The sequence below is a fragment of the Streptomyces enissocaesilis genome, assembly GCF_039533765.1.
In the GTDB taxonomy this organism is placed as follows: domain Bacteria; phylum Actinomycetota; class Actinomycetes; order Streptomycetales; family Streptomycetaceae; genus Streptomyces; species Streptomyces enissocaesilis.
Map to the genome: position 1 here is coordinate 42,364 of NZ_BAAAUD010000061.1, position 21,516 is coordinate 63,879.

Below are 21,516 nucleotides of genomic sequence, written 5' to 3' on the forward strand. Positions count from 1 at the left end.
CCGCCAGTCACTCCGAGCGCCCGCCCAAGTGGGTGAATCGACGGGGTGAAGTGGACAGAGATCCTTCAAGGGGGATCGTGGAGCGGCCGGCCCTCGGGCGGGCCGCTCCACGGTGACTCGGACGCGTCAGACGAACGCTTCAGGCGAATACGGCGAGGCTCTTCGCCTTGCCCCGGCTCTCCTCGACGAGCGCGAGGAAACGCCCCTCGGGCCCGAAGACCGCGACCGGGCTGGTGTCGTACGCCGGCATGTCGAGCCGTACACCGTTGGTCACCAGGCCCGCGCGCCGCTCGTCCACGTCCCAGCGCGCGAACGCGGCGGCCGCCGCGTCGGCGATCGGCATGACCGTGAGCTCCTCCTGGAGCTGTTCCAGCGTCTTCGCCGCGTCGAGCCCGTAGGGGCCGACCCGGGTCCGGCGCAGCGCGGTCAGGTGCCCGCCGACCCCGAGTCCCGCGCCGAGGTCACGGGCGAGGGCGCGGATGTACGTACCGGAGGAGCAGACCACGGAGACGACGATGTCGACGACGGGCGTCCCGTCCTCGGCCACCGCCGCGCGCACGTCGTACACCTGGAAGGACGAGACGGTCACCGGCCGGGCCGGGATCTCGAACTCCTCGCCCTCGCGCACCCTCGAGTACGACCGCTTGCCGTCGATCTTGATGGCGCTGACCTTGGACGGCACCTGCATGATGGCGCCGGTCAGCTCGGCCACGCCCGCGTCGACGCCTTCCCTGGTCACACCGGACGCGTCGGTGGACGCGGTGATCTCGCCCTCCGCGTCGTCGGTGACCGTGGTCTGGCCGAGCCGGATCGTGCCGAGGTACTCCTTCTCGGTCAGTGCGAGATGACCGAGGAGTTTCGTGGCCTTCTCGACGCCGAGGACGAGGACGCCCGTCGCCATCGGGTCGAGCGTGCCCGCGTGGCCGACGCGGCGGGTCTTGGCGATCCCGCGCATCTTGGCGACGACGTCGTGCGAAGTGAAGCCGGACGGCTTGTCGACGATGACAAGGCCGTCCGGCGTCGTGGTGGTGCGCTGTTTCATTCCGCGGTTTCGCCCTCGTCCTCGGCCTCGTCGTCGTCCTCGGGCTTGCGGTACGGGTCGGCGTCGCCGGCGTACGTCTTGCCCGTGGAGACCTGGCGCACCTCGGCGTCCTTGGCCCGCGCCTTGTCGAGGAGGTCCTCGATCGTACGCGCGGTGTCCGGCAGGGCGTCCGCGACGAACGTCAGCGACGGCGTGTGGCGCACCCCGGTCTGCCGGCCGACCTCGGAGCGCAGGACGCCCTTGGCGCTCTCCAGCGCGGCGGCCGAGGCGGCACGCGCTTCGTCGTCGCCGTAGACCGTGTAGAAGACCGTGGCCTCCCGCAGGTCACCGGTGACCCGGGCGTCCGTGATGGTCACGAACCCCAGTCGCGGATCCTTGATTCGCCGGTCCAGGGTCTCCGCGACCACGACCTGGATGCGATCGGCCAGCTTGCGGGCCCGCGCTTTGTCGGTCACCGGTCCGTCTCCTCTTTCTGCTGAACGTCAGTCTTCGTCACTGTGCAGCCGCCGTCTCACCGACAGCAACTCCACCTCGGGCCGGGCGGCGACCATGCGCTCGCACCGGTCCAGTACGTCTGTGAGATGCCCCGTGTCCCCCGAGACCACCGCCACGCCGATCTCGACTCTGCGATGGACATCCTGGTCGCCCACTTCCGCCACGCTCACCGCGAATTTGCGATGCAGTTCGGCGACGATCGGGCGTACTACGGAGCGCTTCTCCTTCAGCGACCGTACGTCGCCGAGGAGCAGGTCGAAGGAGAGTGTCCCCACATACATGTGTGTCCGGATGTCCCGCCGGTTCGGGGTCGTGCCCCGCCAACCACTTGGCAGGGACACAAGAACCGTACACGCAACGGCCGGGGCCGCTCGACGGAAATAATCTCCGCCGAGCGGCCCCGACTGCACTGCGTGGCTACACGGCTCAGCCGCGCGGCTTCTCGCGCATCTCGTACGTCGCGATGACGTCGTCGATCTTGATGTCGTTGAAGTTTCCGAGGTTGATACCGCCCTCGAAGCCTTCGCGGATCTCGGTGACGTCGTCCTTGAAGCGGCGCAGACCCTGGATGTTGAGGTCCTCGGCGATGACCTTGCCGTCGCGGATGAGGCGCGCCTTGGTGTTGCGCTTGACCTCGCCCGAGCGGACCAGGACACCGGCGATGTTGCCCAGCTTGGACGAGCGGAAGATCTCGCGGATCTCCGCCGTGCCGAGCTCGACCTCTTCGTACTCCGGCTTGAGCATGCCCTTGAGGGCCGCTTCGATCTCTTCGATCGCCTGGTAGATGACCGAGTAGTACCGGACGTCGACGCCCTCGCGGTCCGCCATCTGCGCGGCGCGGCCGGCAGCTCGGACGTTGAATCCGATGACGATGGCGTCGGAGCCCATCGCCAGGTCGATGTCGGACTCGGTGACCGCACCCACACCGCGGTGCAGGACCCGGATCTCCACCTCTTCGCCGACGTCGAGCTGGAGCAGCGAGGACTCGAGAGCCTCCACCGAACCGGACGCGTCGCCCTTGATGATGATGTTGAGGTCCTGGACCAGACCGGCCTTGAGCACCTGGTCGAGGTCCTCGAGGGACACCCGGCGGGTGCGCTTGGCGAAGGCCGCGTTGCGCTCGCGCGCCGCACGCTTCTCGGCGATCTGGCGGGCCGTACGGTCCTCGTCGACGACCAGGAAGTTGTCGCCGGCGCCGGGGACGTTGGTGAGACCCAGGACCAGGACGGGGGTCGACGGACCCGCTTCCTCGACGTTGTTGCCGTGGTCGTCGAGCATCGCCCGGACCCGGCCGTACGCGTCACCGGCGACCATCGTGTCACCGACGCGGAGCGTTCCGCGCTGGACGAGCACGGTGGCGACGGCGCCGCGACCGCGGTCGAGGTGGGCCTCGATCGCGATACCCTGCGCGTCCATCTCCGCGTTCGCCCGGAGGTCGAGCGAGGCGTCCGCGGTCAGGACCACGGCCTCCAGCAGCTGGTCGATGTTCAGCTCCTGCTTGGCGGAGATGTCGACGAACATCGTGTCGCCGCCGTACTCCTCGGCCACCAGACCGAACTCGGTGAGCTGACCGCGCACCTTGGTCGGGTCGGCGCCCTCGACGTCGATCTTGTTGACCGCGACCACGATCGGCACGTCGGCCGCCTTGGCGTGGTTCAGCGCCTCGATCGTCTGCGGCATCACACCGTCGTTCGCCGCGACCACGAGGATCGCGATGTCGGTGGACTTCGCACCACGGGCACGCATGGCGGTGAACGCCTCGTGACCGGGGGTGTCGATGAAGGTGATGGCGCGCTCTTCGCCGTTGACCTCGGTGGCGACCTGGTACGCACCGATGTGCTGCGTAATACCGCCGGCCTCGCCCGCAACGACGTTCGTCTTGCGGATCGCGTCCAGCAGTCGGGTCTTGCCGTGGTCGACGTGACCCATGACGGTCACGACCGGCGGACGGGAGACGAGCATGTCCTCGCCGCCCTCGTCCTCGCCGAACTCGATGGAGAAGGACTCGAGGAGCTCGCGGTCCTCCTCCTCCGGGCTGACGATCTCGAGGACGAAGTTCATCTCGTCCGCGAGCAGCCTGAGCGTCTCGTCGGAGACGGACTGCGTGGCAGTGACCATCTCGCCGAGGTTCATCATCACGCCGACGAGCGACGCCGGGTTGGCGTTGATCTTCTCGGCGAAGTCGGTGAGCGAGGCACCGCGCGACAGGCGGACGGTCTGTCCGTTGCCGCGAGGCAGCATCACGCCGCCCACGGACGGGGCCTGCATGGCCTCGTACTCCTGGCGCCTCTGCCTCTTCGACTTGCGACCGCGGCGGGCGGGCCCGCCGGGACGGCCGAACGCACCCTGCGTGCCACCACGGGCACCGGGGCCGCCGGGACGTCCACCGAAGCCGGGACGGCCGCCGAAGCCGCCGCCACCACCGGGACGGCCCGCGCCGCCACCGCCGCCGGGACCACCGGGACGGCCGGCGAAGCCGCCGCCACCGCCGCCGGGACCGGCCGGACGGCCCGCGAAGCCGCCACCGGGACGACCGCCGCCGCCACTCGGACGGCCACCGGGGCCGCCGGGACCGCGGCCACCGCCGCCGGGACCGCCACCAGGACGGGGACCGGCAGCCGGACGCTGCGGCATCATGCCGGGGTTCGGACGGTTACCGCCGGGAGCACCGCCAGGCCCTCCGGGACGTGCGCCGCCCTGCGGACGGGGCATGCCACCGGGGGTCGGACGTGCGCCGCCCGGGGCGCCGGGGCCACCGGAACGCTGCGCGCCGCCGGGACCGCCCTGCGGGCGCGGAGCGCCACCGGGTGCCGGAGCACCGGCGCCGCCGCCCGGACGGGGTGCGCCGCCGGGACGGGGCGCCTGGGGGCGCGCCATGCCGGTGGAGCCGCCGGAGGTGAACGGGTTGTTGCCCGGACGCGGACCCGCGGGACGGGCACCGCCCGGACGCGGGGCCTGCTGGCCGCCGGGGCGGGCGGGACGCTCGCCACCACGGCGGTCGTCACGCTGACCGCCGTCGCGCTGGCCACCGTCACGCTGACCGGCCGGGGCCGGACGGGCGGGACGCGGGCCGGGCGTGGCGCCCGTGGGGCGCTGGGCCTGCTGCGGCTGCGCGGGGGCGGCCTGCTGGGCCGGCTCGGGCGCGGAGAACTCCGCCGCGGGCACCGGTGCCGCCGGAGCGGGCTTGGCCGGTGCGGGCTTCGGGCCCGGACGCGGGGCGCCGGACGGCGCGGACGCCGCCGGGGCGCTCTTCGGGGCCTCGGCCGCGGCCGGCCTGGGGGCCGGGGCACCGGGCTTCGGGGCTCCGGGACGTGCTGCCTGCGCCGGGGAAGGCGCGGACGAGGGGGCCGTCGGGGACGGCTTTGCGGGCGTCGCCTTACGCGGCGCGCCCGGCTTGGCTGCGGACTTGCCGGCGTTGCCGCCGGGACCCTGCAGTGCGTCAGTCAGTTTGCGTACAACCGGCGCCTCGATCGTCGAGGACGCCGAGCGGACGAATTCACCAAGTTCTTGGAGCTTGGCCATGACGACCTTGCTCTCCACACCGAACTCCTTGGCGAGTTCGTATACCCGGACCTTTGCCACTTCGCTCCTTTGAGGTCCGGGTTACCGCCGGACCGTCGCTACTTCATGGGCGTACTCATCGCGTACTCATCGAGTGCTCATCGCAATCTCGACCTACTTCCAACTCGCGAGGTACCTGACCGCACGGTTATCCGTGCCGTTCTCTTCTTACGGTGTTGCCTGCTCGACAAACTGGCTCAGCGCCGTTGTGTCGAGCGGTGCCCGGCCCCGAAAGGCCCGGGGAAACGCCCGGCGGCGAACCGCCAGAGCGAGACAGGCAGGGGCGGGGTGAACGTACGCACCCCGGCCGGGCAGCGTACCGCGAGGATCGGGGACACACTCGCCCTCGACCACCACGATGCGCAGCAGTTCGCTCTTGGCCGCTCGCTCCCGGCATCCCACACAGGTTCGCTCAGGGCATACGCGGGCGTGCGTCCGGCCAGACACTATTAAGTCTACCTCCCCGCAGCGACCTCACCCCATCGGGGCAAATATCGAACGGTTGTCGTCGTAAAACCTTGCTCAGTCCCGGTCGTCCGAGGGCTGCTCGGTGTCGGGACGGATGTCGATGCGCCAGCCGGTCAGCCGGGCCGCGAGGCGGGCGTTCTGGCCCTCCTTGCCGATGGCCAGCGAGAGCTGGTAGTCGGGCACGGTGACCCGGGCGGACCGGGTCGCCATGTCGACGACCTCGACCTTGCTGACCCGTGCGGGCGACAGCGCGTTGGCCACCATCTCGGCCGGGTCGTCCGACCAGTCCACGATGTCGATCTTCTCGCCGTGCAGCTCGGCCATGACGTTGCGTACGCGTCCGCCCATCGGGCCGATGCAGGCGCCCTTGGGGTTCAGACCCGACCGCGTCGACCGTACGGCGATCTTGGAGCGGTGGCCGGCCTCGCGGGCGATGGCCTCGATGACGACCGAGCCGTCCGCGATCTCCGGCACCTCCAGGGCGAAGAGCTGCTTCACCAGGTTGGGGTGCGTACGCGACAACGTCACGGACGGGCCGCGCATTCCCTTGGCCACCCGTACGACGTACGACCGCAGCCGCAGACCGTGCGTGTACTCCTCGCCGGGCACCTGCTCCTGCACGGGCAGGATGGCTTCCAGCTTGCCGAGGTCGACCAGGACGTTCTTGGGGTCCCTGCCCTGCTGCACGACGCCCGTGACGACATCGCCCTCGTGGCCCGCGTACTCGCCGAAGGTCCGGTCGTCCTCGGCGTCGCGCAGACGCTGGAGGATGACCTGCTTGGCGGTGCTCGCCGCGATCCGGCCGAAGTCGGACGGGGTGTCGTCGAATTCCTTGGGCTCCTGGCCCTCTTCGAGATCCGCCGGGTCCTCCTTCGCCCAGACCGTCACGTGCCCGGTCTCGCGGTTGAGCTCCACCCGCGCGCGGCGGTGGCTTCCCTCGGTGCGGTGGTACGCGATGAGGAGGGCCGATTCGATCGCCTCGACCAAAAGGTCGAAGGAGATCTCCTTTTCTTTCGCCAAGCCCTTCAGGAGCTTTACGTCGATGTCCATGGCTACGCCTCCTCTTCCTTCTTGTCCTTGCGGTTGAACTCGATCTCCACCCGCGCCTTGGCGATGTCCGCGAAGGCGACCCGGCGGGCGGTGGGCCTGCGGCCCTTCACACCCGGCACTTCGAGGTCGAGTCCCTCGTCGTCCACGGCCAGAATGCGTGCGACCAGCTCGGTGGCGTCGTTCAGCGTGAGCTTGGCGAGGCGGCCGGTGGCCCGTACGTAGTGGCGGCGCTCCGACAGCGGGCGGTCGGCGCCCGGCGAACTGACTTCGAGGACGTACTCGCCCTCGCCCATCACGTCCGTCTCGTCGAGCTTCTCGGAGACTGCGCGGCTCAGCTCGGCGCAGGCGTCGAGTTCCACGCCCTCGTCGGAGTCGACGACGATCCTCAGCTGGCGGCGGCGGCCCGCCCGGGACACCTCGATGTCTTCCAGATCGAGGCCCTCTGCGCTGACCAGTGGTTCCAGGAGTGCGCGCAGCCTGTCGCTCTGGGTGGTGCTCATCCGGGTGACTCCTCGGCCGCGTGTGCTGTTGTGTGGATCGTCGCGTGTCAGATCAAAGGGTATCCGGTCCCGAGGGGTGTTGCCGTCCGCCTGCCGGACGGCCGCAGGTACGCTCGCCTGCGGTGATCACCGCAGAGGCCCGAGGGAGACACACGTGCGGCGCACGGAAACCACACGCAGGGGTGCGCTCGCGGCGACCGGGGCCGCGGCCGTCGCGCTGCTGACCGCCGGGTGTACGGAGGATTCGGCTCCGCGGGGCACGGAAGGCTCCGCCGCCGGGGCCGCGGCGGCGCGGGCCGAGGCGAGGCTGCGGAAGCGTTCCGCGGGGGTGCGGCGGACGCTCCTGGCGCACTACGACGCCGTCATCGCCGCCCATCCCTCCACCGCCGGCCGGCTGGCACCGCTGCGCGAAGCGGTGGCCAGGCAGGCGGACGTGCTGCGGGGCGGAGGTCCGGCGGGCCGTGCCGCCGCGCCCCCGGCCGTCGCCGCCGAGCCGGAGGACGCGCTGAAGGAGCTCGCCGCCGAGGAGCGGCGCGGCGCCGACGCGCACACCGCGGCTCTCCTCGACGCGCCGGCGGAGCTGGCACGGCTGCTGGCGTCCGTCGCCGCGGCCGGCGCCGCGCACGTGTATCTGCTGACGACCGAGGGGAGCGACGGGTGAGCGGGACGCCCACCGGCATGCGGGCGGTGGAGGCCGCGCAGGCCGCCCTGGCCGCCGAACACGCCGCCGTGTACGGGTACGGGGTCGTCGGCGGCCGGGTCGCCGACGCGCGCAGGGACGAGGCGCGGGAGGCGTACGACGCCCACCGTGCGCGGCGCGACGCGCTGGAGCGGACCGTGCGCGACCTGGGCGCCACCCCGGTGGCCGCGGCCGCCGCGTACGCCCTGCCGTTCCCGGTGCCCGACGCGGCCGCGGCGCTGCGGCTCGCCGGCGAGCTGGAGAACCGGGTGGCCGGCGTCTACTCCGATCTCGTACGCGCCGCCGCGGGACCGCTCCGGCGCGAGGCGGCGGGGGCGCTGCGGGAGGCAGCGGTGCGGGCGGTGCGCTGGCGGGGACGCGGCGTAGCCTTTCCTGGGCTCGCCGAGCTGACCACTCCGGTCACGAGCCGCGAGCAGTGAGCTTCGAGACGGCCTTTGAAGGGGACACCACACGCATGCTTGGTGAAGCGCCGCAGCGTCTCGTACGGGCGCTGGGCGAGATGTACGGGGACGCGGCGGCCGCCGACTGGCTCGGGAAGCTGTCCGAGCTCGCCGAGGAGGCCGTGGCCCGGCGGGAGCTGACCGTCGAGCGGGTGCAGAACCCCGGCGGCAGGAGCAGCCTGGTCGTCCTCGTACGGCAGCAGGACGGCACTCCGGCCGCGCTCAAGATCGCACCCGAGGGGGCCGGGCCCGACCTGGAGCGGGCGGCGCTGGCGCACTGGAACGGCTGGGGAGCGGTCCAGCTGCTCGACCGGGGGGAAACCGGCGGCGAGCTCCTCCTGGAGCGGCTGCACAGCGAGGTCTCGCTGCGTTCCCTGCCGGAGGCCAAGGCGCTGCTCGAAGCGGCCGGGACCGTACGGCGGCTGTGGGTCGAGCCGCCCGCGGACCACCCCTTCGAGACCGTCGCCCGCCGCACGGCCCGCCAGGCGGCGGCGATGCGCTCCGCCGGCCCCTCGCTCGCCCCACTGGTCGATGCGGCCCTCGCGGCGCGCGACGAGCTGGCGGCGTCCGCCGGTGAACTCCTGCTGCTGCACGGCAACTTCAGGCAGGGCAAGGTGCTCGCCGGCGACCGGTCCCCGTGGCTGGCCGTCGGGCCCGACCCGCTGGTCGGGGAGCGGGCGTACGACCTGGCCCGGCTGGTCCGCGACCGGGTGGAGGACCTCGTCGCGACGGCGGCGGGCGCGTCCGCCACCCGGCGCCGGGTGAACAAGCTCGCCGACTCCCTGGACGTGGACCGGTCCAGGCTGCACGGCTGGACGCTGTTCCGTGCGGTGGAGTCGGGTGTACGGGCGACCGCGGCCGGCCGCCACCAGGAGGCCGAACTGCTGCTGGAGTTCGCCGGCTGGCTGTAGCGGCCGCTGTCGTGCCGCCGCCTTCCTGAAGACCTCGACCAGGCTGGTGGCGCTGTCACCGGCGTGGTCGGCCGCCGTGCCCCGCGCGAAGAGGTCGGGCAGCGCGCACGCGACGAGGGCCCCGCGCCGAAGCGCGGGGCCCTCGTCGCGTCAGTGGCGCGTCAGGCGGTCAGGCGGTCAGGCGGTCAGGCGGGCGATCGCCTCGTCCACCGTCAGCTCCTCGCGCTCGCCCGTGCGGCGGTCCTTGAGCTCCACGACGCCCTCGGCGCTGCGGCGGCCCGCCACCAGGATCTTCGGTACGCCGATGAGCTCGGCGTCCGTGAACTTCACGCCCGGCGAGACGCCCGGACGCTCGTCGACCAGCACCCGCAGACCGGCCGCGCCCAGCTTGTCGGCGACCTCGACGGCGAGCTCGGTCTGGAGCGCCTTGCCGGCGGCGACGACGTGCACGTCGGCCGGGGCGATCTCGGCGGGCCAGCACAGGCCCTTATCGTCGGCGGACTGCTCGGCGAGGGCGGCGACGGCGCGGGAGACGCCGATGCCGTACGAGCCCATGGTCACGCGGACCGGCTTGCCCTGCTGGCCGAGCACGTCGAGCTGGAAGGTGTCGGCGTACTTGCGGCCGAGCTGGAAGATGTGGCCGATCTCGATCGCGCGGTCGAGCTTGAGGCCGGCGCCGCACTTCGGGCACGGGTCGCCCTCTTCGACGACGACGACGTCCAGGTAGTCGTCGACCTGGAAGTCACGGCCCGCGACGACGTTCTTCGCGTGGGTGTCGGGCTTGTTGGCGCCGGTGATCCAGGCGGTGCCGGCGGCGACGCGCGGGTCGGCGATGTAGCGGACCTTCTCCAGGCCCTGCGGGCCGACGTAGCCGCGTACGAGGTCGGGGCGGCCCACGAAGTCCTCGGCCGTGACCAGCTCGACCACGGCGGGCGCCAGGTGCTCGCCGAGCTTGCCGAGGTCGACCTCGCGGTCGCCGGGGACGCCGACCGCGACGATCTCGCCGTCGACCTTGACCAGCAGGTTCTTGAGGGTCGCGGACGCCGGTACGCCGAGGTGGTCGGCGAGGGTCTCGATCGTCGGGGTGTCGGGGGTGTCCAGCTCCACGACCGGGCCGTGCTCCGCGTCGTCGTACGCGGCGGCGACGGCGGCGGGGCTGAAGGTCACGGCCTCCGTGTTGGCCGCGTAGTCGCAGGACGGGCAGTCCACGAAGGTGTCCTCGCCGGCCGCGGCCGGGGCCAGGAACTCCTCGGACGCCGAGCCGCCCATCGCGCCGGACACGGCGGAGACGATGCGGAAGTCGAGGCCCAGGCGCGCGAAGATCTTCTGGTAGGCGGCGCGGTGCAGCGCGTACGACTCGGCGAGGCCCTCGTCCGTCGTGTCGAAGGAGTACGAGTCCTTCATCTGGAACTCGCGGCCGCGCAGCACGCCGGAGCGCGGACGCGCCTCGTCGCGGTACTTCGTCTGGATCTGGTAGAGCATCACCGGCAGGTCCTTGTAGGACGTGCACTGGTCCTTAACGGTCTGCGTGAAGATCTCTTCGTGCGTCGGGCCGAGCAGGTAGTCGGCGCCCTTGCGGTCCTTGAGGCGGAACAGCAGGTCGCCGTACTCCTCCCAGCGGCCGCTCGCCTCGTACGCCTCCTTGGGCAGGAGCGCCGGCAGCAGCACCTCCTGGGCGCCGATCTCGTCCATCTCCTCGCGCACGACGCGCGAGATGTTGTCGAGGACCTTCTTGCCCAGCGGGAGCCAGGTCCAGATCCCCGCCGCGTTCCGGCGGACGTACCCGGCGCGCACCAGCAGCTTGTGGCTGAGCGTCTCGGCGTCCGCCGGGTCGTCACGCAGTGTCTTGACCATCAGACGGGACATGCGCTGGACCTGGGCCATGGTGAACTCCTGCGAAGAAAAGTGTGATGGCTAGGAGGTTAGCCGGGCAGCACAGGCACCGGGAAATCCGTTACGCGCCGTGACGGCGCAGCGGGAGGGGCGCGCCCATCACGGCGTACGGCCTGGGGGCGCTCGGGAAGTTCACCTGGCGGGCCAGGTCGACGTAGCCCAGCGCGCGGTAGAGGCCGCGTGCCGGGCTCTCGATGTCGATCGCGGAGAGGATGGAACGCGGCTGCGACGCGGTGTCGGTGATGGTGGTGATCAGCTCGCGGCCGATGCCGCGTGCCTGGTGGGCGGGGTCGACGTGCAGTTCGGTGATGACGAAGGAGTCGTCGAGCCAGTCGTCGTTGCCGGCGCGGCGCAGGTACGGCTCGACGACCGTGGACCACCAGTGCGTACGGTCGTTGGGCATCCCGTAGACGAAGCCGACGAGCCGTCCGTCGGGCGTCGTCGCGCCGAGCGCCCGCGCGCCGGGGTTCAGCAGGTGCCGCAGCACGATGTGGCGGCGTACCCCGATCTCCTCGTCGGTGAGCCCGAAGGCGAGGGCCTGGACGGCGAGCGCCTCGTCCACGCGCGCGGCGAGATCGACCGGCGCGACCACGACGGCGGGGCTGTGGGGTTCGCCCCCGGAAAGAGGTGCCATGGAGCGCACCCTACTGGGCGGCGACGTCAGAACAACACGCTCATGAAGGCGCCGACCTCGCGGAAGCCGACCCGGCGGTAGGAGGCGCGGGCCGCGGTGTTGAAGTCGTTGACGTACAGGCTGACGACGGGGGCGACATCGGCCAGCGCGTAGCCCAGTACGGCCGCCATACCGGTCTCGGACAGGCCGCGGCCGCGGAACTCGGGGGCCACCCAGACGCCCTGGATCTGGCAGGCCCGGGAGGTCGCGGCGCCGATCTCGGCCTTGAAGACGACCTTGCCGTCCTCGATACGGGCGAACGACCGCCCGGCGGCGACCAGTTCGGCCACGCGCGCCTGGTAGAGCAGCCCGCCGTCACCGGCGAGCGGCGAGACGCCGACCTCCTCGGTGAACATCGCCACGCACGCGGGCATCACCACGTCGATCTCGTCCTTGCCGACGCGCCGGACGCGGGGGTCCGGCCGGACCTCGGGCGAGGGCTGCTCGGTGACCATGAGCGGCTGGTGCGCGCGCACCTCGCGGGCCGGGCCCCAGTTGGGTTCGAGCAGCCGCCACAGCTGCCCGGTGGCCTCGGCGGGGCCGACGATCGACGAGCAGCGGCGGCCGGCCCTGCGGGCGCGGTCGGCGAAGGCGCGTACCGCTTCGGGGGGCGCGCAGATCGGGACGAGGTTGGCGCCGGAGTAGCAGAGCGAGCGGAGCCGGCCGTCCGCGTACCAGCCCCACATCTCGCCGCCGAGGCGCCAGGGGTCGAGCCCGGCGGCCTGGACGCGTGAGGTCACGAAGGCGTTGGCGACGGGCTCGCTTTCGAGGATGGCGAGCGCGGCGCCGAGGTCGCCTGGGCCGAGGACCCGGGTAGTGGTCTGAGTCAACACGTGAGGGGCCTCACCGTACGGTCTTCTGATCTCCGCACTGTACCCGGCCCGTCCACGGGGCGTCGTGGAACGGCAGTGGAGCCCGGCCGGGGGCGGGGCTCCACTGCCGTCGGTCCGCGGCGCGTCAGCCGGCGGGCACCTCGGGCTCGCCGACCGCGTCGACGACCGGCGGGCCGGAGGGGACGCCGTCCTTCTCCATCTGCTCGGCGATCTTCAGCGCCTCTTCGATGAGGGTCTCGACGATCTTCGACTCCGGGACGGTCTTGATGACCTCGCCCTTGACGAAGATCTGCCCCTTGCCGTTGCCGGAGGCGACTCCGAGGTCCGCCTCGCGCGCCTCGCCGGGGCCGTTGACGACACAGCCCATGACGGCGACGCGCAGCGGCACCTCCATGCCGTCGAGACCGGCGGCCACCTGGTCGGCGAGCTTGTACACATCGACCTGGGCGCGCCCGCAGGACGGGCAGGACACGATCTCCAGACGGCGCTGCTTGAGGTTGAGCGCCTCCAGGATCTGCAGGCCGACCTTGACCTCCTCGGCCGGCGGGGCCGACAGCGAGACCCGGATGGTGTCGCCGATGCCCTCGCTCAGCAGCGCGCCGAAGGCGACCGCGGACTTGATGGTGCCCTGGAAGGCCGGTCCGGCCTCCGTGACACCGAGGTGCAGGGGGTAGTCGGACTGCGCGGCGAGCTGGCGGTAGGCGTTGACCATCACGACCGGGTCGTTGTGCTTGACCGAGATCTTGATGTCGCCGAACCCGTGCTCCTCGAAGAGGGACGCCTCCCACAGGGCGGACTCGACGAGTGCCTCGGGGGTGGCCCTGCCGTACTTCTGCAGCAGGCGGGCGTCCAGCGATCCGGCGTTGACGCCGATGCGGATCGGGGTGCCGGCGGCGGAGGCCGCCTTGGCGATCTCCTTCACCTTGTCGTCGAACTGCTTGATGTTGCCCGGGTTCACCCGGACCGCCGCACATCCGGCGTCGATGGCGGCGAACACGTACTTCGGCTGGAAGTGGATGTCCGCGATCACCGGGATCTGCGACTTGCGGGCGATGGTCGCCAGCGCGTCCGCGTCGTCCTGGGTGGGGCAGGCCACCCGTACGATCTGGCAGCCCGAGGCGGTCAGCTCCGCGATCTGCTGAAGCGTCGCGCCGATGTCGGAGGTCCTGGTCGTCGTCATCGACTGCACCGAGATGGGTGCGTCCCCGCCGACCGCCACTGATCCGACCTGGATCTTGCGGCTGACCCTACGGTCGGCGAGCTTCGTCGGAACGGACGGCATTCCGAGAGAAATTGCAGTCATCTGCTGTGCAACCCCAAGGTGTGGATCAAGGTCCCGAGATCGGCGGGCTCCGGGGATCGAGGTTACGTCACCTCGAAACCCCGGAGCACATCACGTCGGCCAAACCACCCCATCGCGGGCGACCGGTGCACCGCCCGTATCAGGAAATTCGAACAGGGTTCACCACGTCCGCCACCAGGACGAGGGCGGTGAAGCAGATGAAGATCCCGGCGACGACGTACGCCACGGGCATCAGCTTGGCGACGTCGAAGGGGCCCGGGTCGGGCCGTCGGAAGACCTTCGCCACAGTGCGCCTCAGCGACTCCCACAGGGCCCCCGCGATGTGTCCGCCGTCGAGCGGCAGGAGCGGCAGCATGTTGAAGAGGAAGAGGGAGAGGTTGAACCCCGCGATGAGGAACAGCATCATCCCGACGGTGTTCTCCATGGGCAGCCCGAGCCCCAGGATCTCGCCGCCGACGCGGGCCGCGCCGACCACGCCCATCGGGGAATCGGCCTTGCGCTCCTCGCCGTTGAACGCGGCGTTCCACAGGTCGGGGACCTTGGACGGCAGGGCGATGAGCGAGTCCACGCCGGACTCGATCATGACACCCATCCGGTCCACCGAGTCGCTGAAGGACAGCGGAGTGACGGCCATGCCGGGGCCGAAGCCGAGGTAGCCCGCCTCGACGTACTCGTCGGCGACCGGCTGGCCCTGGGCGTCCTTCTTGGCCACCTTGTTGGCGATCAGCTCCGCCTGGAGGACCTTCTCCCGGCCGTCGCGCTCGACCGTGATCGAGGCGGGGCCGACGGTGTCGCGGATGCGCTCCGAGAGCGTGGCCCAGTCCTCGACGGGCTCGCCGTCGAAGGCGACGATCCTGTCGCCCTTCTGCAGGCCGGCGGCCTTGGCGGGCGACGCGGGGTCGCTCGTGCGGCAGTCGCGGTTCTCGCTCTGCGCGACCACGCAGGGGACGACCTGGTCGACCGTGGTCGTCTGCTGGTTCAGGCCGATCGTCATGAAGACGCCGAGGAAGATCGCCACGGCGAGGATCAGGTTCATGAAGGGACCGGCGAACATCACGATCACGCGCTTCCACGGCTTGCGCGTGTAGAACAGGCGGGTCTCGTCGCCGGGGCGCAGCTCCTCGTACGCCGCCGAGCGGGCGTCCTCGATCATGCCGCGCCACGGGGAGGTCGACCTGGCCTCCATCCTCCCGTCGGCCCCGGGCGGGAACATCCCGATCATGCGGATGTAGCCGCCGAGCGGGATCGCCTTGACGCCGTACTCCGTCTCGCCCTTGTGGCGCGACCAGAGGGTGGGGCCGAAGCCGACCATGTACTGCGGCACGCGGACGCCGAAGAGCTTGGCGGTCGAGAGGTGACCGAGCTCGTGCCAGGCGATCGAGAAGAGCAGCCCGGCGAAGAAGATGACTATCCCGAGGACCGTCAACAGGATCGTCGTCATGCGCGAGCCTCCGCTGTTGCCTGTGCTGCGATTTCACGGGCCCGGGCTCGTGCCCAGGCCTCGGCTTCCAGGACGTCCGCGACCGTGAGCGAGGTTCCCGTACGGGGAGTCCCGTGCTCGGCCACGACTTCGGCGACCGTATCCACGATTCCTGTGAACGGCAGCCGCCCGGCGAGGAACGCGTCGACGCACTCCTCGTTGGCGGCATTGAACACCGCGGGGGCCGTGCCCGCGAGCGTACCGACGTGGCGGGCGAGTTCCACGGAGGGGAACGCCTCGTTGTCGAGCGGGTGGAACTCCCAGGTCGAGGCCTTGGACCAGTCGAAGGCGGGGGCGGCGTCCGGGACGCGCTCCGGCCAGCCGATGCCGATGGCGATCGGGCCGCGCATGTCGGGCGGTGTCGCCTGGGCGAGCGTCGAACCGTCGGTGAACTCCACCATCGAGTGAACGTACGACTGGGGGTGGACGACGACCTCGATGCGGTCGAAGGGGATGTCGTAGAGGAGGTGTGCCTCGATGACCTCAAGACCCTTGTTGACCAGGGTGGCGGAGTTGACCGTGATCACCGGCCCCATCGCCCAGGTGGGGTGGGCGAGGGCGTCCTCGCGGGTGACGTGGGCGAGCTCGGCCTTCGTACGGCCGCGGAAGGGGCCGCCGGAGGCGGTGACGACGAGCTTGCGGACGTCGGCGCGGGTGCCGCCGGCGAGGGCCTGGAAGAGCGCGGCGTGCTCGGAGTCGACCGGGATGATCTGGCCGGGCTTGGCGATCGCCTTCACCAGCGGGCCGCCGACGATCAGCGACTCCTTGTTCGCGAGGGCGAGGGTGCGGCCCGCTTCGAGGGCGGCGAGGGTCGGGGCGAGGCCGATGGATCCGGTGATTCCGTTGAGCACGGTGTGGCACGGGGAGGCGGCCAGCCGGGTGGCGGCGTCGGGTCCGGCCAGGATCTCGGGGAGGGGCTCGCCGGTGCCGTACTGCTCCCCGAGCGCCTCGCGCAGGGCGGGCACGGCGTCCTCGCGGGCGACCGCGACGGTCTGGACACGCAGCTGCCGCGCCTGCTCGGCGAGCAGGCTGACCCGGCCGCCGGCCGCGGAGAGCGCGGTGACGCGGAAGCGGTCGGGGTTACGGAGCACCAGGTCGATGGCCTGGGTGCCGATGGACCCGGTGGAGCCGAGGACGACGATGTCCCGGCGGCCTTCGGACGGGTCGAAGGCGATGTGCGGGTCGGCGAGGGGGGCTGGGCTGTCGCTCATGCCCCCCATTGTCGCCGCAACGGCCCGCCGGCCGGACAGCGCCCGGATCAATGGGCGCCGGTCGCCGCCCGGAACTTCTCCCACTGGGCGTCCAGGACTTCCTGCGGCACTCCCCCGGCGTCCTCGGCGTCCTGGGTGCCGGGGATGTCGGCGCGGAAGGAGAGCGTGGCCGAACCGGACCGTACGACCGTGAGGTACTCGTGGAGCTCGAGCTTCCTCTTCGGGTCGAGGATCGTGAAGCGGTACGCCTCGGCCTCGTCCGCGCCGGCCCCGAAAGCGGGCGCCTCGACCGGCTCGACCTCGAGGTACGTGCCCCTGGCGACGGCGCGCTCCTCGCTGAAGCCGTCGGCGCACTCCTCGCCCGCCTTGTCGAGGTCCTTCATGACGCGGGCCGCGTCGCCGTCTCCGTACGAGCGGAGCTGGACGTCGACGGTGAGGCCGAGCGTCTCGCCGGGGTCGCCGACCTTGCGGCTCACCTCGGTCCTCAGGTCGTAGTCGGTGACGTCGGCGGCGAGGCTGACGAGGGGCTGGCAGACGGCGGGGTCGGCAGCGTACTCGTCGCCGTGGGGAGCGCCGAGGGTGAACTCGGACGCGGTGTACTCGCCGACCGTCTCCCCGTCGGTGAAGGATGCGGCGGTGAGCTGTGCCTCGGTGAGCACCTCGGGCCCGCTCGCGCTCGCGGTGGCCCCGGCCTGGTCCCCGGGCTTCTTGTCGTCCTGGCCGCCGCCGCCACCGTCGCCGCCGCCGCACGCGACCGCGCCCGCGAACAGGGCACCGCCCATCGCGAGAGCCGCCCCGCGCCGCAGCCTGCCTTGCTTACCCGCCCCGAACATGCCTGACCTCTGGTTCTGTTGGTGCGTGAGTGACCCGCACGATGGTGGTGCACGGGGCGGCCGGCTCCATGGCTGCGCCCCTCCGGTCCCGTAGAGACCCGTAGAGACCCGTACAGAGAGGCCTTCCCCTTGAACACCGAACGAATCGGTCCGCCCCTGACCGCGGGTGAGCGCGAGACGCTGCGCGCCTTTCTCGACTTCCACCGGGCGACGCTCGCCATGAAGTGCGACGGGCTGACCGACGAGGAGCTGCGCCGGCGGTCGATGCCGCCGTCGACGCTGTCACTGCTGGGGCTGGTGCGTCACATGGCCGAGGTGGAGCGGGCGTGGTTCCGGCGGGTGATCAACGGTGAGGACATACCGCTGGTGTGGTCGGACGAGGGCGACTTCCAGGTGGCGTACGACGCCGGTTCGGCCACCCGGTCGGAGGCGTTCGCGGCCTGGCAGGCGGAGGTCGGGCACGCGCGCCGCATCGAGCGGGAGGCGGCGTCGCTGGACGTGACCGGCCACGTGGCGAAGACGGGCGAGGACGTGTCGCTGCGGCTGGTGATGCTGCACCTGATGCACGAGTACGCCCGGCACAACGGCCATGCCGACTTCCTCCGGGAGGGCATCGACGGGGCCGTCGGGGCGTGAGGCGGGCGGCGGACTCCGGCGGGCGGCGCGTGGCACCGCTCCGTCCCCGGGCTACCAGGCCCGCCGCAGCGCCGCGAAGGCCTCGTGGAAGGCCGGGAAGGTCTTCCGTACGCAGCCGGGGTCGTCGAACGTGACGCCGGGCTCGGTGCGCAGTGACGTGACCGCGAAGGACATCGCCATGCGGTGGTCGCCGTGTGTCGCGATCTCGGCGGGGCGGGGGGTCCCCGGCCGGATCTCGATCCAGTCGGGACCGGTGGCGACCGTGATGCCCATCCGGCGCAGGTTCTCCGCGCACGCCTCCAGCCGGTCGCACTCCTTCACGCGGGTGTTGGCCACGTCCTCGATACGGACCGGCCCGGCGGCGTACGGCGCGATGGCCGCCAGCGTCGGCATGGTGTCGGAGATGTCGCGCATGGTGACCGTGAGGCCGCCCAGGACACCGGTGCCGCGGACGGTGGTGCTGTCCGCGGTGACCCGGACCTCCGCGCCCATCCGCTCCAGTACGTCGACGAAGCGCAGGTCCCCCTGGAGCGCGCCGGTGCCGAGCCCGGGGACCGTGACCTCGCGGCCGGGTGAGATCGCTGCCGCCGCGAAGAAGTAGCTCGCGGTGGACGCGTCGGGTTCGACGGCGTACGTCGTCGCGCGGTAGCCGCCGGGCAAGACGGTGAAGGTGTCCCCCTCGCGCGTCACTTCGGCGCCGAAGCGGCGCATCATCGCGAGCGTGATCTCGACGTACGGCGCCGAGACCAGGTCGGTGACGGTGATGCGCAGGCCCTCCGCGGTGAGCGGGCCGAGCATCAGGAGCGCGGTGAGGTACTGGGACGACTGGCCCGCGTCCAGGGTCACTTCGCCGCCCTTGACGCCGGCGGCGGTGACGCGGAGGGGGTGGTGGCCCTCCGCCCCCTCGTGGCGGAGGTCGACGCCGAGCGCGCGCAGCGCGTCGGTGAGGGGGGCGAGCGGGCGGCGGCGCATCTGCGGGGACGCGTCGAAGCGGTACGTACCGGATGCGCCGGCGGCGGCGAGCGTGGGCAGGAAGCGGGCGGTGGTGGCGCCGTCGCGGCAGTGGACGTCGGCTTCGCCGGCGGCGGGGCCCGCCGGGCGGCCCTCGACGCGCCAGGCGTCCGGTCCGCGCTCCAGCCGGTACCCGAGCCTGCCCAGCCCTTCGGCGAAGCCCTCGGTGTCGTCCGAGCGCAGCGGGCGCAGGAGGGTGGTGGTTCCGGCGGCCGCGGCGGCGAGGAAGAGGGCGCGGGCGGTCACGGACTTGGAGCCGGGGATGTCTACGACGGTCACGAGGCCCCATCCTGCCGGGCGCGGCGCGGTGGGGGCGGGCCGTTTCGCCCTGTGGACGTACCGGCGTCCGGCGGGGGCGGCCGGCCTTCCGGTGGCCGCCCCCGCCGGGCCGTGGGCGCGCGGGTGCCTCAGCGGATCGGGCGGTGGACGTTCTCCCGCTGCGAGGGGCCGGGGGCGGCCTCGGCGATCCAGGGGCCTTCGCCGCTCGGGTCGATGATGCCGGCCTCCAGCCAGGTGTAGGTGCCGGACAGGACGCCCTTGACGACCTTGTGGTCGAGGTCGTCGGTGTTGGTCCACAGCCGGGCGAAGAGTTCCTCGGTGCGGATGCGGGACTGGCGGCAGAAGACGTCGGCCAGTTGGTACGCCTCGCGGCCGTGATCCGTGGTCGTACGCAGGAGTTCGGCGCGTACGCAGGCCGCGCTCGTCGCGAAGAGCTCCGCGCCGATGTCGACGATGCGGCCGAGGAAGCCCTGCTTCGTCTCCATGCGGCCCTGCCAGCGGGACATGGCGTAGAAGGTGGAGCGGGCGAGTCTGCGGGCCGTGCGTTCGGCGTAGCGGAGGTGGACCGAGAGGTCCGGGTGGCCCGCCGGGTGGAATTCGGCGTACGAGCGGGGGAGCCGGCCGGGGCCGGTGACCAGCTTCGGGAGCCACTTGGCGTAGAACCCCGCCGCGTTCACGCCCGCCCTCGCCTTCGCCGACAGGGGCTTGTCGGGGTCGATGATGTCGCCCGCGACCTTGAGGTGGGTGTCGACCGCCTCGCGCGCGATCAGCAGGTGCATGATCTCGGTCGAGCCCTCGAAGATCCGGTTGATGCGCAGGTCGCGCAGGATCTGCTCGGCGGGGACGGCCCGCTCGCCCCGCGCCGCCAGGGAGTCCGCCGTCTCGAAGCCCCGGCCGCCGCGGATCTGGACCAGTTCGTCGGCCATCAGACAGGCCATCTCGCTGCCGTACAGCTTGGCGAGGGCCGCCTCGATGCGGATGTCGTTGCGGTCCTCGTCGGCCATCTGCGAGCAGAGGTCCAGGACCGCTTCGAGGGCGAAGGTGGTGGCGGCGATGAAGGAGATCTTCGAGCCGACGGCCTCGTGGAGGGCGACCGGCTTGCCCCACTGCTCGCGCACCGACGACCACTCGCGGGCGATCTTCAGGCACCACTTGCCCGCACCGACGCACATCGCGGGCAGGGACAGGCGGCCGGTGTTGAGCGTGGTGAGGGCGATCTTCAGGCCGGCGCCCTCCGGGCCGATGCGGTTCGCGGCGGGGACCCGTACCCGGTGGAAGCGGGTGACGCCGTTCTCCAGGCCGCGCAGGCCCATGAAGGCGTTGCGGTTCTCGACGGTGATGCCCGGGGAGTCGGCCTCCACCACGAAGGCGGTGATACCGCCCTTGTGCCCCTCGGACTCCGGGACGCGCGCCATGACGACGAGCAGGTCGGCGACCACGCCGTTCGTCGTCCAGAGCTTCACGCCGTCCATGACGTACGTGTCGCCGTCGGGCACGGCCGTGGTCGCGAGCCGGGCCGGGTCGGAGCCCACGTCGGGCTCGGTGAGGAGGAAGGCGGAGATGTCGGTGCGGGCGAGGCGCGGGAGGAAGGCGTCCCTCTGCTCCTGCGTGCCGAAGAGTTTGAGCGGCTGCGGTACGCCGATCGACTGGTGCGCCGACAGGAGGGCGCCGAGGGCCGGGTTGGCCGAGCCGATGAGCGCGAGGGCCTTGTTGTAGTACACCTGGGTCAGGCCGAGGCCGCCGTACTTGGTGTCGATCTTCATGCCGAGCGCGCCGAGCTCCTTGAGCCCGTTGATCACCTCGTCGGGGATCTTCGCCTCGCGCTCGATGCGCGCGCCGTCGATCTTCGTCTCGCAGAAGTCCCGCAGTCGGGCGAGGAACGCCTCGCCGCGCGCGGTGTCGTCCGGCGGCGGCATCGGGTGGGGGTGGATCAGGTCGAGCCGGAGGCGGCCGAGGAAGAGTTCCTTGGCGAAGCTGGGCTTGCGCCAGTCCTGTTCGCGCGCGGCCTCGGCGACCTGGCGCGCTTCGCGCTCGGAGACCTTGGGATGCTGGGTCGGTTGTGCGGACATGAGGAGCTCACCTCGCCGCGAGTCGGGGGCCCGGCCGGTCGCATTACCGCCCGGTTTTACTCGTCCGTATCTACCCGATTCCCGGCATCCTCACCACCCCTGGCGCACCGGTCGGTGTGCGGCACGGG

Annotated in this window: 20 protein-coding genes; 4 read left to right on the top strand and 16 right to left on the bottom strand. The window is 71.8% G+C overall.

The window, feature by feature from the left end; translation table 11 throughout:
- Positions 1 to 139: 139 nt before the first annotated feature.
- From truB to rimP, 7 genes are all read right to left on the bottom strand, one after another.
- Positions 140 to 1,042 carry a tRNA pseudouridine(55) synthase TruB gene (gene truB / locus ABD374_RS30660; RefSeq protein ID WP_344499735.1) on the bottom strand — a complete coding sequence of 301 codons (903 nt, stop codon included), beginning with the start codon at positions 1,040 to 1,042 and terminating at the stop codon, positions 140 to 142.
- Positions 1,039 to 1,497, bottom strand: coding sequence for a 30S ribosome-binding factor RbfA (rbfA, locus tag ABD374_RS30665; RefSeq protein WP_344499737.1), 459 nt, complete (start codon positions 1,495 to 1,497; stop codon positions 1,039 to 1,041). The genes truB and rbfA overlap by 4 nt, the downstream gene beginning before the upstream one ends.
- Positions 1,498 to 1,524: 27 nt before the next feature.
- Positions 1,525 to 1,818, bottom strand: coding sequence for a DUF503 domain-containing protein (locus tag ABD374_RS30670; protein ID WP_344499739.1), 294 nt, complete (start codon positions 1,816 to 1,818; stop codon positions 1,525 to 1,527).
- 145 nt (positions 1,819 to 1,963) lie between these two features.
- Entirely contained in the window at positions 1,964 to 5,119 is a 3,156-nt protein-coding gene (infB, locus tag ABD374_RS30675; protein ID WP_344499741.1) for a translation initiation factor IF-2, read from the bottom strand.
- A 147-nt stretch (positions 5,120 to 5,266) separates the two neighbouring features.
- Positions 5,267 to 5,545, bottom strand: coding sequence for a YlxR family protein (locus ABD374_RS30680; RefSeq protein WP_093798754.1), 279 nt, complete (start codon positions 5,543 to 5,545; stop codon positions 5,267 to 5,269).
- 75 nt (positions 5,546 to 5,620) lie between these two features.
- Positions 5,621 to 6,616, bottom strand: coding sequence for a transcription termination factor NusA (gene nusA / locus ABD374_RS30685; RefSeq protein ID WP_344499744.1), 996 nt, complete (start codon positions 6,614 to 6,616; stop codon positions 5,621 to 5,623).
- 2 nt (positions 6,617 to 6,618) lie between these two features.
- Positions 6,619 to 7,116: a ribosome maturation factor RimP gene (gene rimP, locus ABD374_RS30690; RefSeq protein WP_344499746.1), complete on the bottom strand. Its 498-nt coding sequence runs from the start codon at positions 7,114 to 7,116 to the stop codon at positions 6,619 to 6,621.
- Between the two features lie 154 nt (positions 7,117 to 7,270).
- Here rimP and ABD374_RS30695 point away from each other — a divergent pair, with 154 nt between their 5' ends.
- Genes ABD374_RS30695 through ABD374_RS30705 form a run of 3 tightly spaced genes read left to right on the top strand, consistent with a single transcriptional unit; the run spans position 7,271 to position 9,167 of the window.
- Complete coding sequence (locus ABD374_RS30695; protein ID WP_344499748.1) at positions 7,271 to 7,777, top strand: hypothetical protein; 507 nt, start codon at positions 7,271 to 7,273, stop codon at positions 7,775 to 7,777.
- A 17-nt stretch (positions 7,778 to 7,794) separates the two neighbouring features.
- Positions 7,795 to 8,235: a ferritin-like domain-containing protein gene (locus ABD374_RS30700; RefSeq protein WP_344499927.1), complete on the top strand. Its 441-nt coding sequence runs from the start codon at positions 7,795 to 7,797 to the stop codon at positions 8,233 to 8,235.
- Positions 8,236 to 8,270: 35 nt separating this feature from the next.
- The gene (locus ABD374_RS30705) at positions 8,271 to 9,167 is read left to right on the top strand and encodes an aminoglycoside phosphotransferase family protein (RefSeq protein WP_344499750.1); all 897 of its coding nucleotides are present in this window, start codon (positions 8,271 to 8,273) and stop codon (positions 9,165 to 9,167) included.
- Positions 9,168 to 9,344: 177 nt separating this feature from the next.
- Here the strand turns inward: ABD374_RS30705 and ABD374_RS30710 are convergent, their stop codons facing one another.
- From ABD374_RS30710 to ABD374_RS30740, 7 genes are all read right to left on the bottom strand, one after another.
- A complete protein-coding gene (locus tag ABD374_RS30710; RefSeq protein ID WP_344499752.1) occupies positions 9,345 to 11,051 on the bottom strand; it encodes a proline--tRNA ligase in 1,707 nt (568 codons plus the stop codon).
- A gap of 70 nt (positions 11,052 to 11,121) precedes the next feature.
- A complete protein-coding gene (locus ABD374_RS30715; RefSeq protein ID WP_344499754.1) occupies positions 11,122 to 11,694 on the bottom strand; it encodes a GNAT family N-acetyltransferase in 573 nt (190 codons plus the stop codon).
- Positions 11,695 to 11,720: 26 nt separating this feature from the next.
- Positions 11,721 to 12,566, bottom strand: coding sequence for a GNAT family N-acetyltransferase (locus ABD374_RS30720; protein ID WP_344499756.1), 846 nt, complete (start codon positions 12,564 to 12,566; stop codon positions 11,721 to 11,723).
- A 124-nt stretch (positions 12,567 to 12,690) separates the two neighbouring features.
- Positions 12,691 to 13,869, bottom strand: a complete 1,179-nt coding sequence (gene ispG / locus ABD374_RS30725) for a flavodoxin-dependent (E)-4-hydroxy-3-methylbut-2-enyl-diphosphate synthase (RefSeq protein WP_344499758.1) — start codon at positions 13,867 to 13,869, stop codon at positions 12,691 to 12,693.
- 139 nt (positions 13,870 to 14,008) lie between these two features.
- Positions 14,009 to 15,310: a M50 family metallopeptidase gene (locus tag ABD374_RS30730; protein ID WP_344499760.1), complete on the bottom strand. Its 1,302-nt coding sequence runs from the start codon at positions 15,308 to 15,310 to the stop codon at positions 14,009 to 14,011.
- On the bottom strand, positions 15,307 to 16,560 hold the full coding sequence (gene dxr, locus ABD374_RS30735) for a 1-deoxy-D-xylulose-5-phosphate reductoisomerase (protein ID WP_344499762.1): 1,254 nt from the start codon (positions 16,558 to 16,560) through the stop codon (positions 15,307 to 15,309). The genes ABD374_RS30730 and dxr overlap by 4 nt, the downstream gene beginning before the upstream one ends.
- A gap of 47 nt (positions 16,561 to 16,607) precedes the next feature.
- On the bottom strand, positions 16,608 to 17,393 hold the full coding sequence (locus ABD374_RS30740) for a hypothetical protein (protein WP_344499764.1): 786 nt from the start codon (positions 17,391 to 17,393) through the stop codon (positions 16,608 to 16,610).
- Positions 17,394 to 17,522: 129 nt separating this feature from the next.
- On the opposite strand from ABD374_RS30740, the gene ABD374_RS30745 reads away from it, so the two are divergent.
- Positions 17,523 to 18,029, top strand: a complete 507-nt coding sequence (locus tag ABD374_RS30745; protein ID WP_344499766.1) for a DinB family protein — start codon at positions 17,523 to 17,525, stop codon at positions 18,027 to 18,029.
- Positions 18,030 to 18,080: 51 nt separating this feature from the next.
- Here the strand turns inward: ABD374_RS30745 and aroA are convergent, their stop codons facing one another.
- A complete protein-coding gene (aroA, locus tag ABD374_RS30750; protein WP_344499768.1) occupies positions 18,081 to 19,319 on the bottom strand; it encodes a 3-phosphoshikimate 1-carboxyvinyltransferase in 1,239 nt (412 codons plus the stop codon).
- A 128-nt stretch (positions 19,320 to 19,447) separates the two neighbouring features.
- A complete protein-coding gene (locus ABD374_RS30755) occupies positions 19,448 to 21,388 on the bottom strand; it encodes an acyl-CoA dehydrogenase family protein (RefSeq protein WP_344499770.1) in 1,941 nt (646 codons plus the stop codon).
- Positions 21,389 to 21,516 lie beyond the last annotated feature (128 nt).

Bases quoted from the DNA above. Each gene is read 5' to 3' on its own strand.
- truB (WP_344499735.1), bottom strand. From the start codon at position 1,042: ATGAAACAGCGCACCACCACGACGCCGGACGGCCTTGTCATCGTCGAC.
- ABD374_RS30670 (WP_344499739.1), bottom strand. From the start codon at position 1,818: ATGTATGTGGGGACACTCTCCTTCGACCTGCTCCTCGGCGACGTACGG.
- nusA (WP_344499744.1), bottom strand. From the start codon at position 6,616: ATGGACATCGACGTAAAGCTCCTGAAGGGCTTGGCGAAAGAAAAGGAG.
- rimP (WP_344499746.1), bottom strand. From the start codon at position 7,116: ATGAGCACCACCCAGAGCGACAGGCTGCGCGCACTCCTGGAACCACTG.
- ABD374_RS30700 (WP_344499927.1), top strand. From the start codon at position 7,795: ATGCGGGCGGTGGAGGCCGCGCAGGCCGCCCTGGCCGCCGAACACGCC.
- ABD374_RS30705 (WP_344499750.1), top strand. From the start codon at position 8,271: ATGCTTGGTGAAGCGCCGCAGCGTCTCGTACGGGCGCTGGGCGAGATG.
- ABD374_RS30710 (WP_344499752.1), bottom strand. From the start codon at position 11,051: ATGGCCCAGGTCCAGCGCATGTCCCGTCTGATGGTCAAGACACTGCGT.
- ABD374_RS30715 (WP_344499754.1), bottom strand. From the start codon at position 11,694: ATGGCACCTCTTTCCGGGGGCGAACCCCACAGCCCCGCCGTCGTGGTC.
- ispG (WP_344499758.1), bottom strand. From the start codon at position 13,869: ATGACTGCAATTTCTCTCGGAATGCCGTCCGTTCCGACGAAGCTCGCC.
- ABD374_RS30730 (WP_344499760.1), bottom strand. From the start codon at position 15,310: ATGACGACGATCCTGTTGACGGTCCTCGGGATAGTCATCTTCTTCGCC.
- dxr (WP_344499762.1), bottom strand. From the start codon at position 16,560: ATGAGCGACAGCCCAGCCCCCCTCGCCGACCCGCACATCGCCTTCGAC.
- ABD374_RS30740 (WP_344499764.1), bottom strand. From the start codon at position 17,393: ATGTTCGGGGCGGGTAAGCAAGGCAGGCTGCGGCGCGGGGCGGCTCTC.
- ABD374_RS30755 (WP_344499770.1), bottom strand. From the start codon at position 21,388: ATGTCCGCACAACCGACCCAGCATCCCAAGGTCTCCGAGCGCGAAGCG.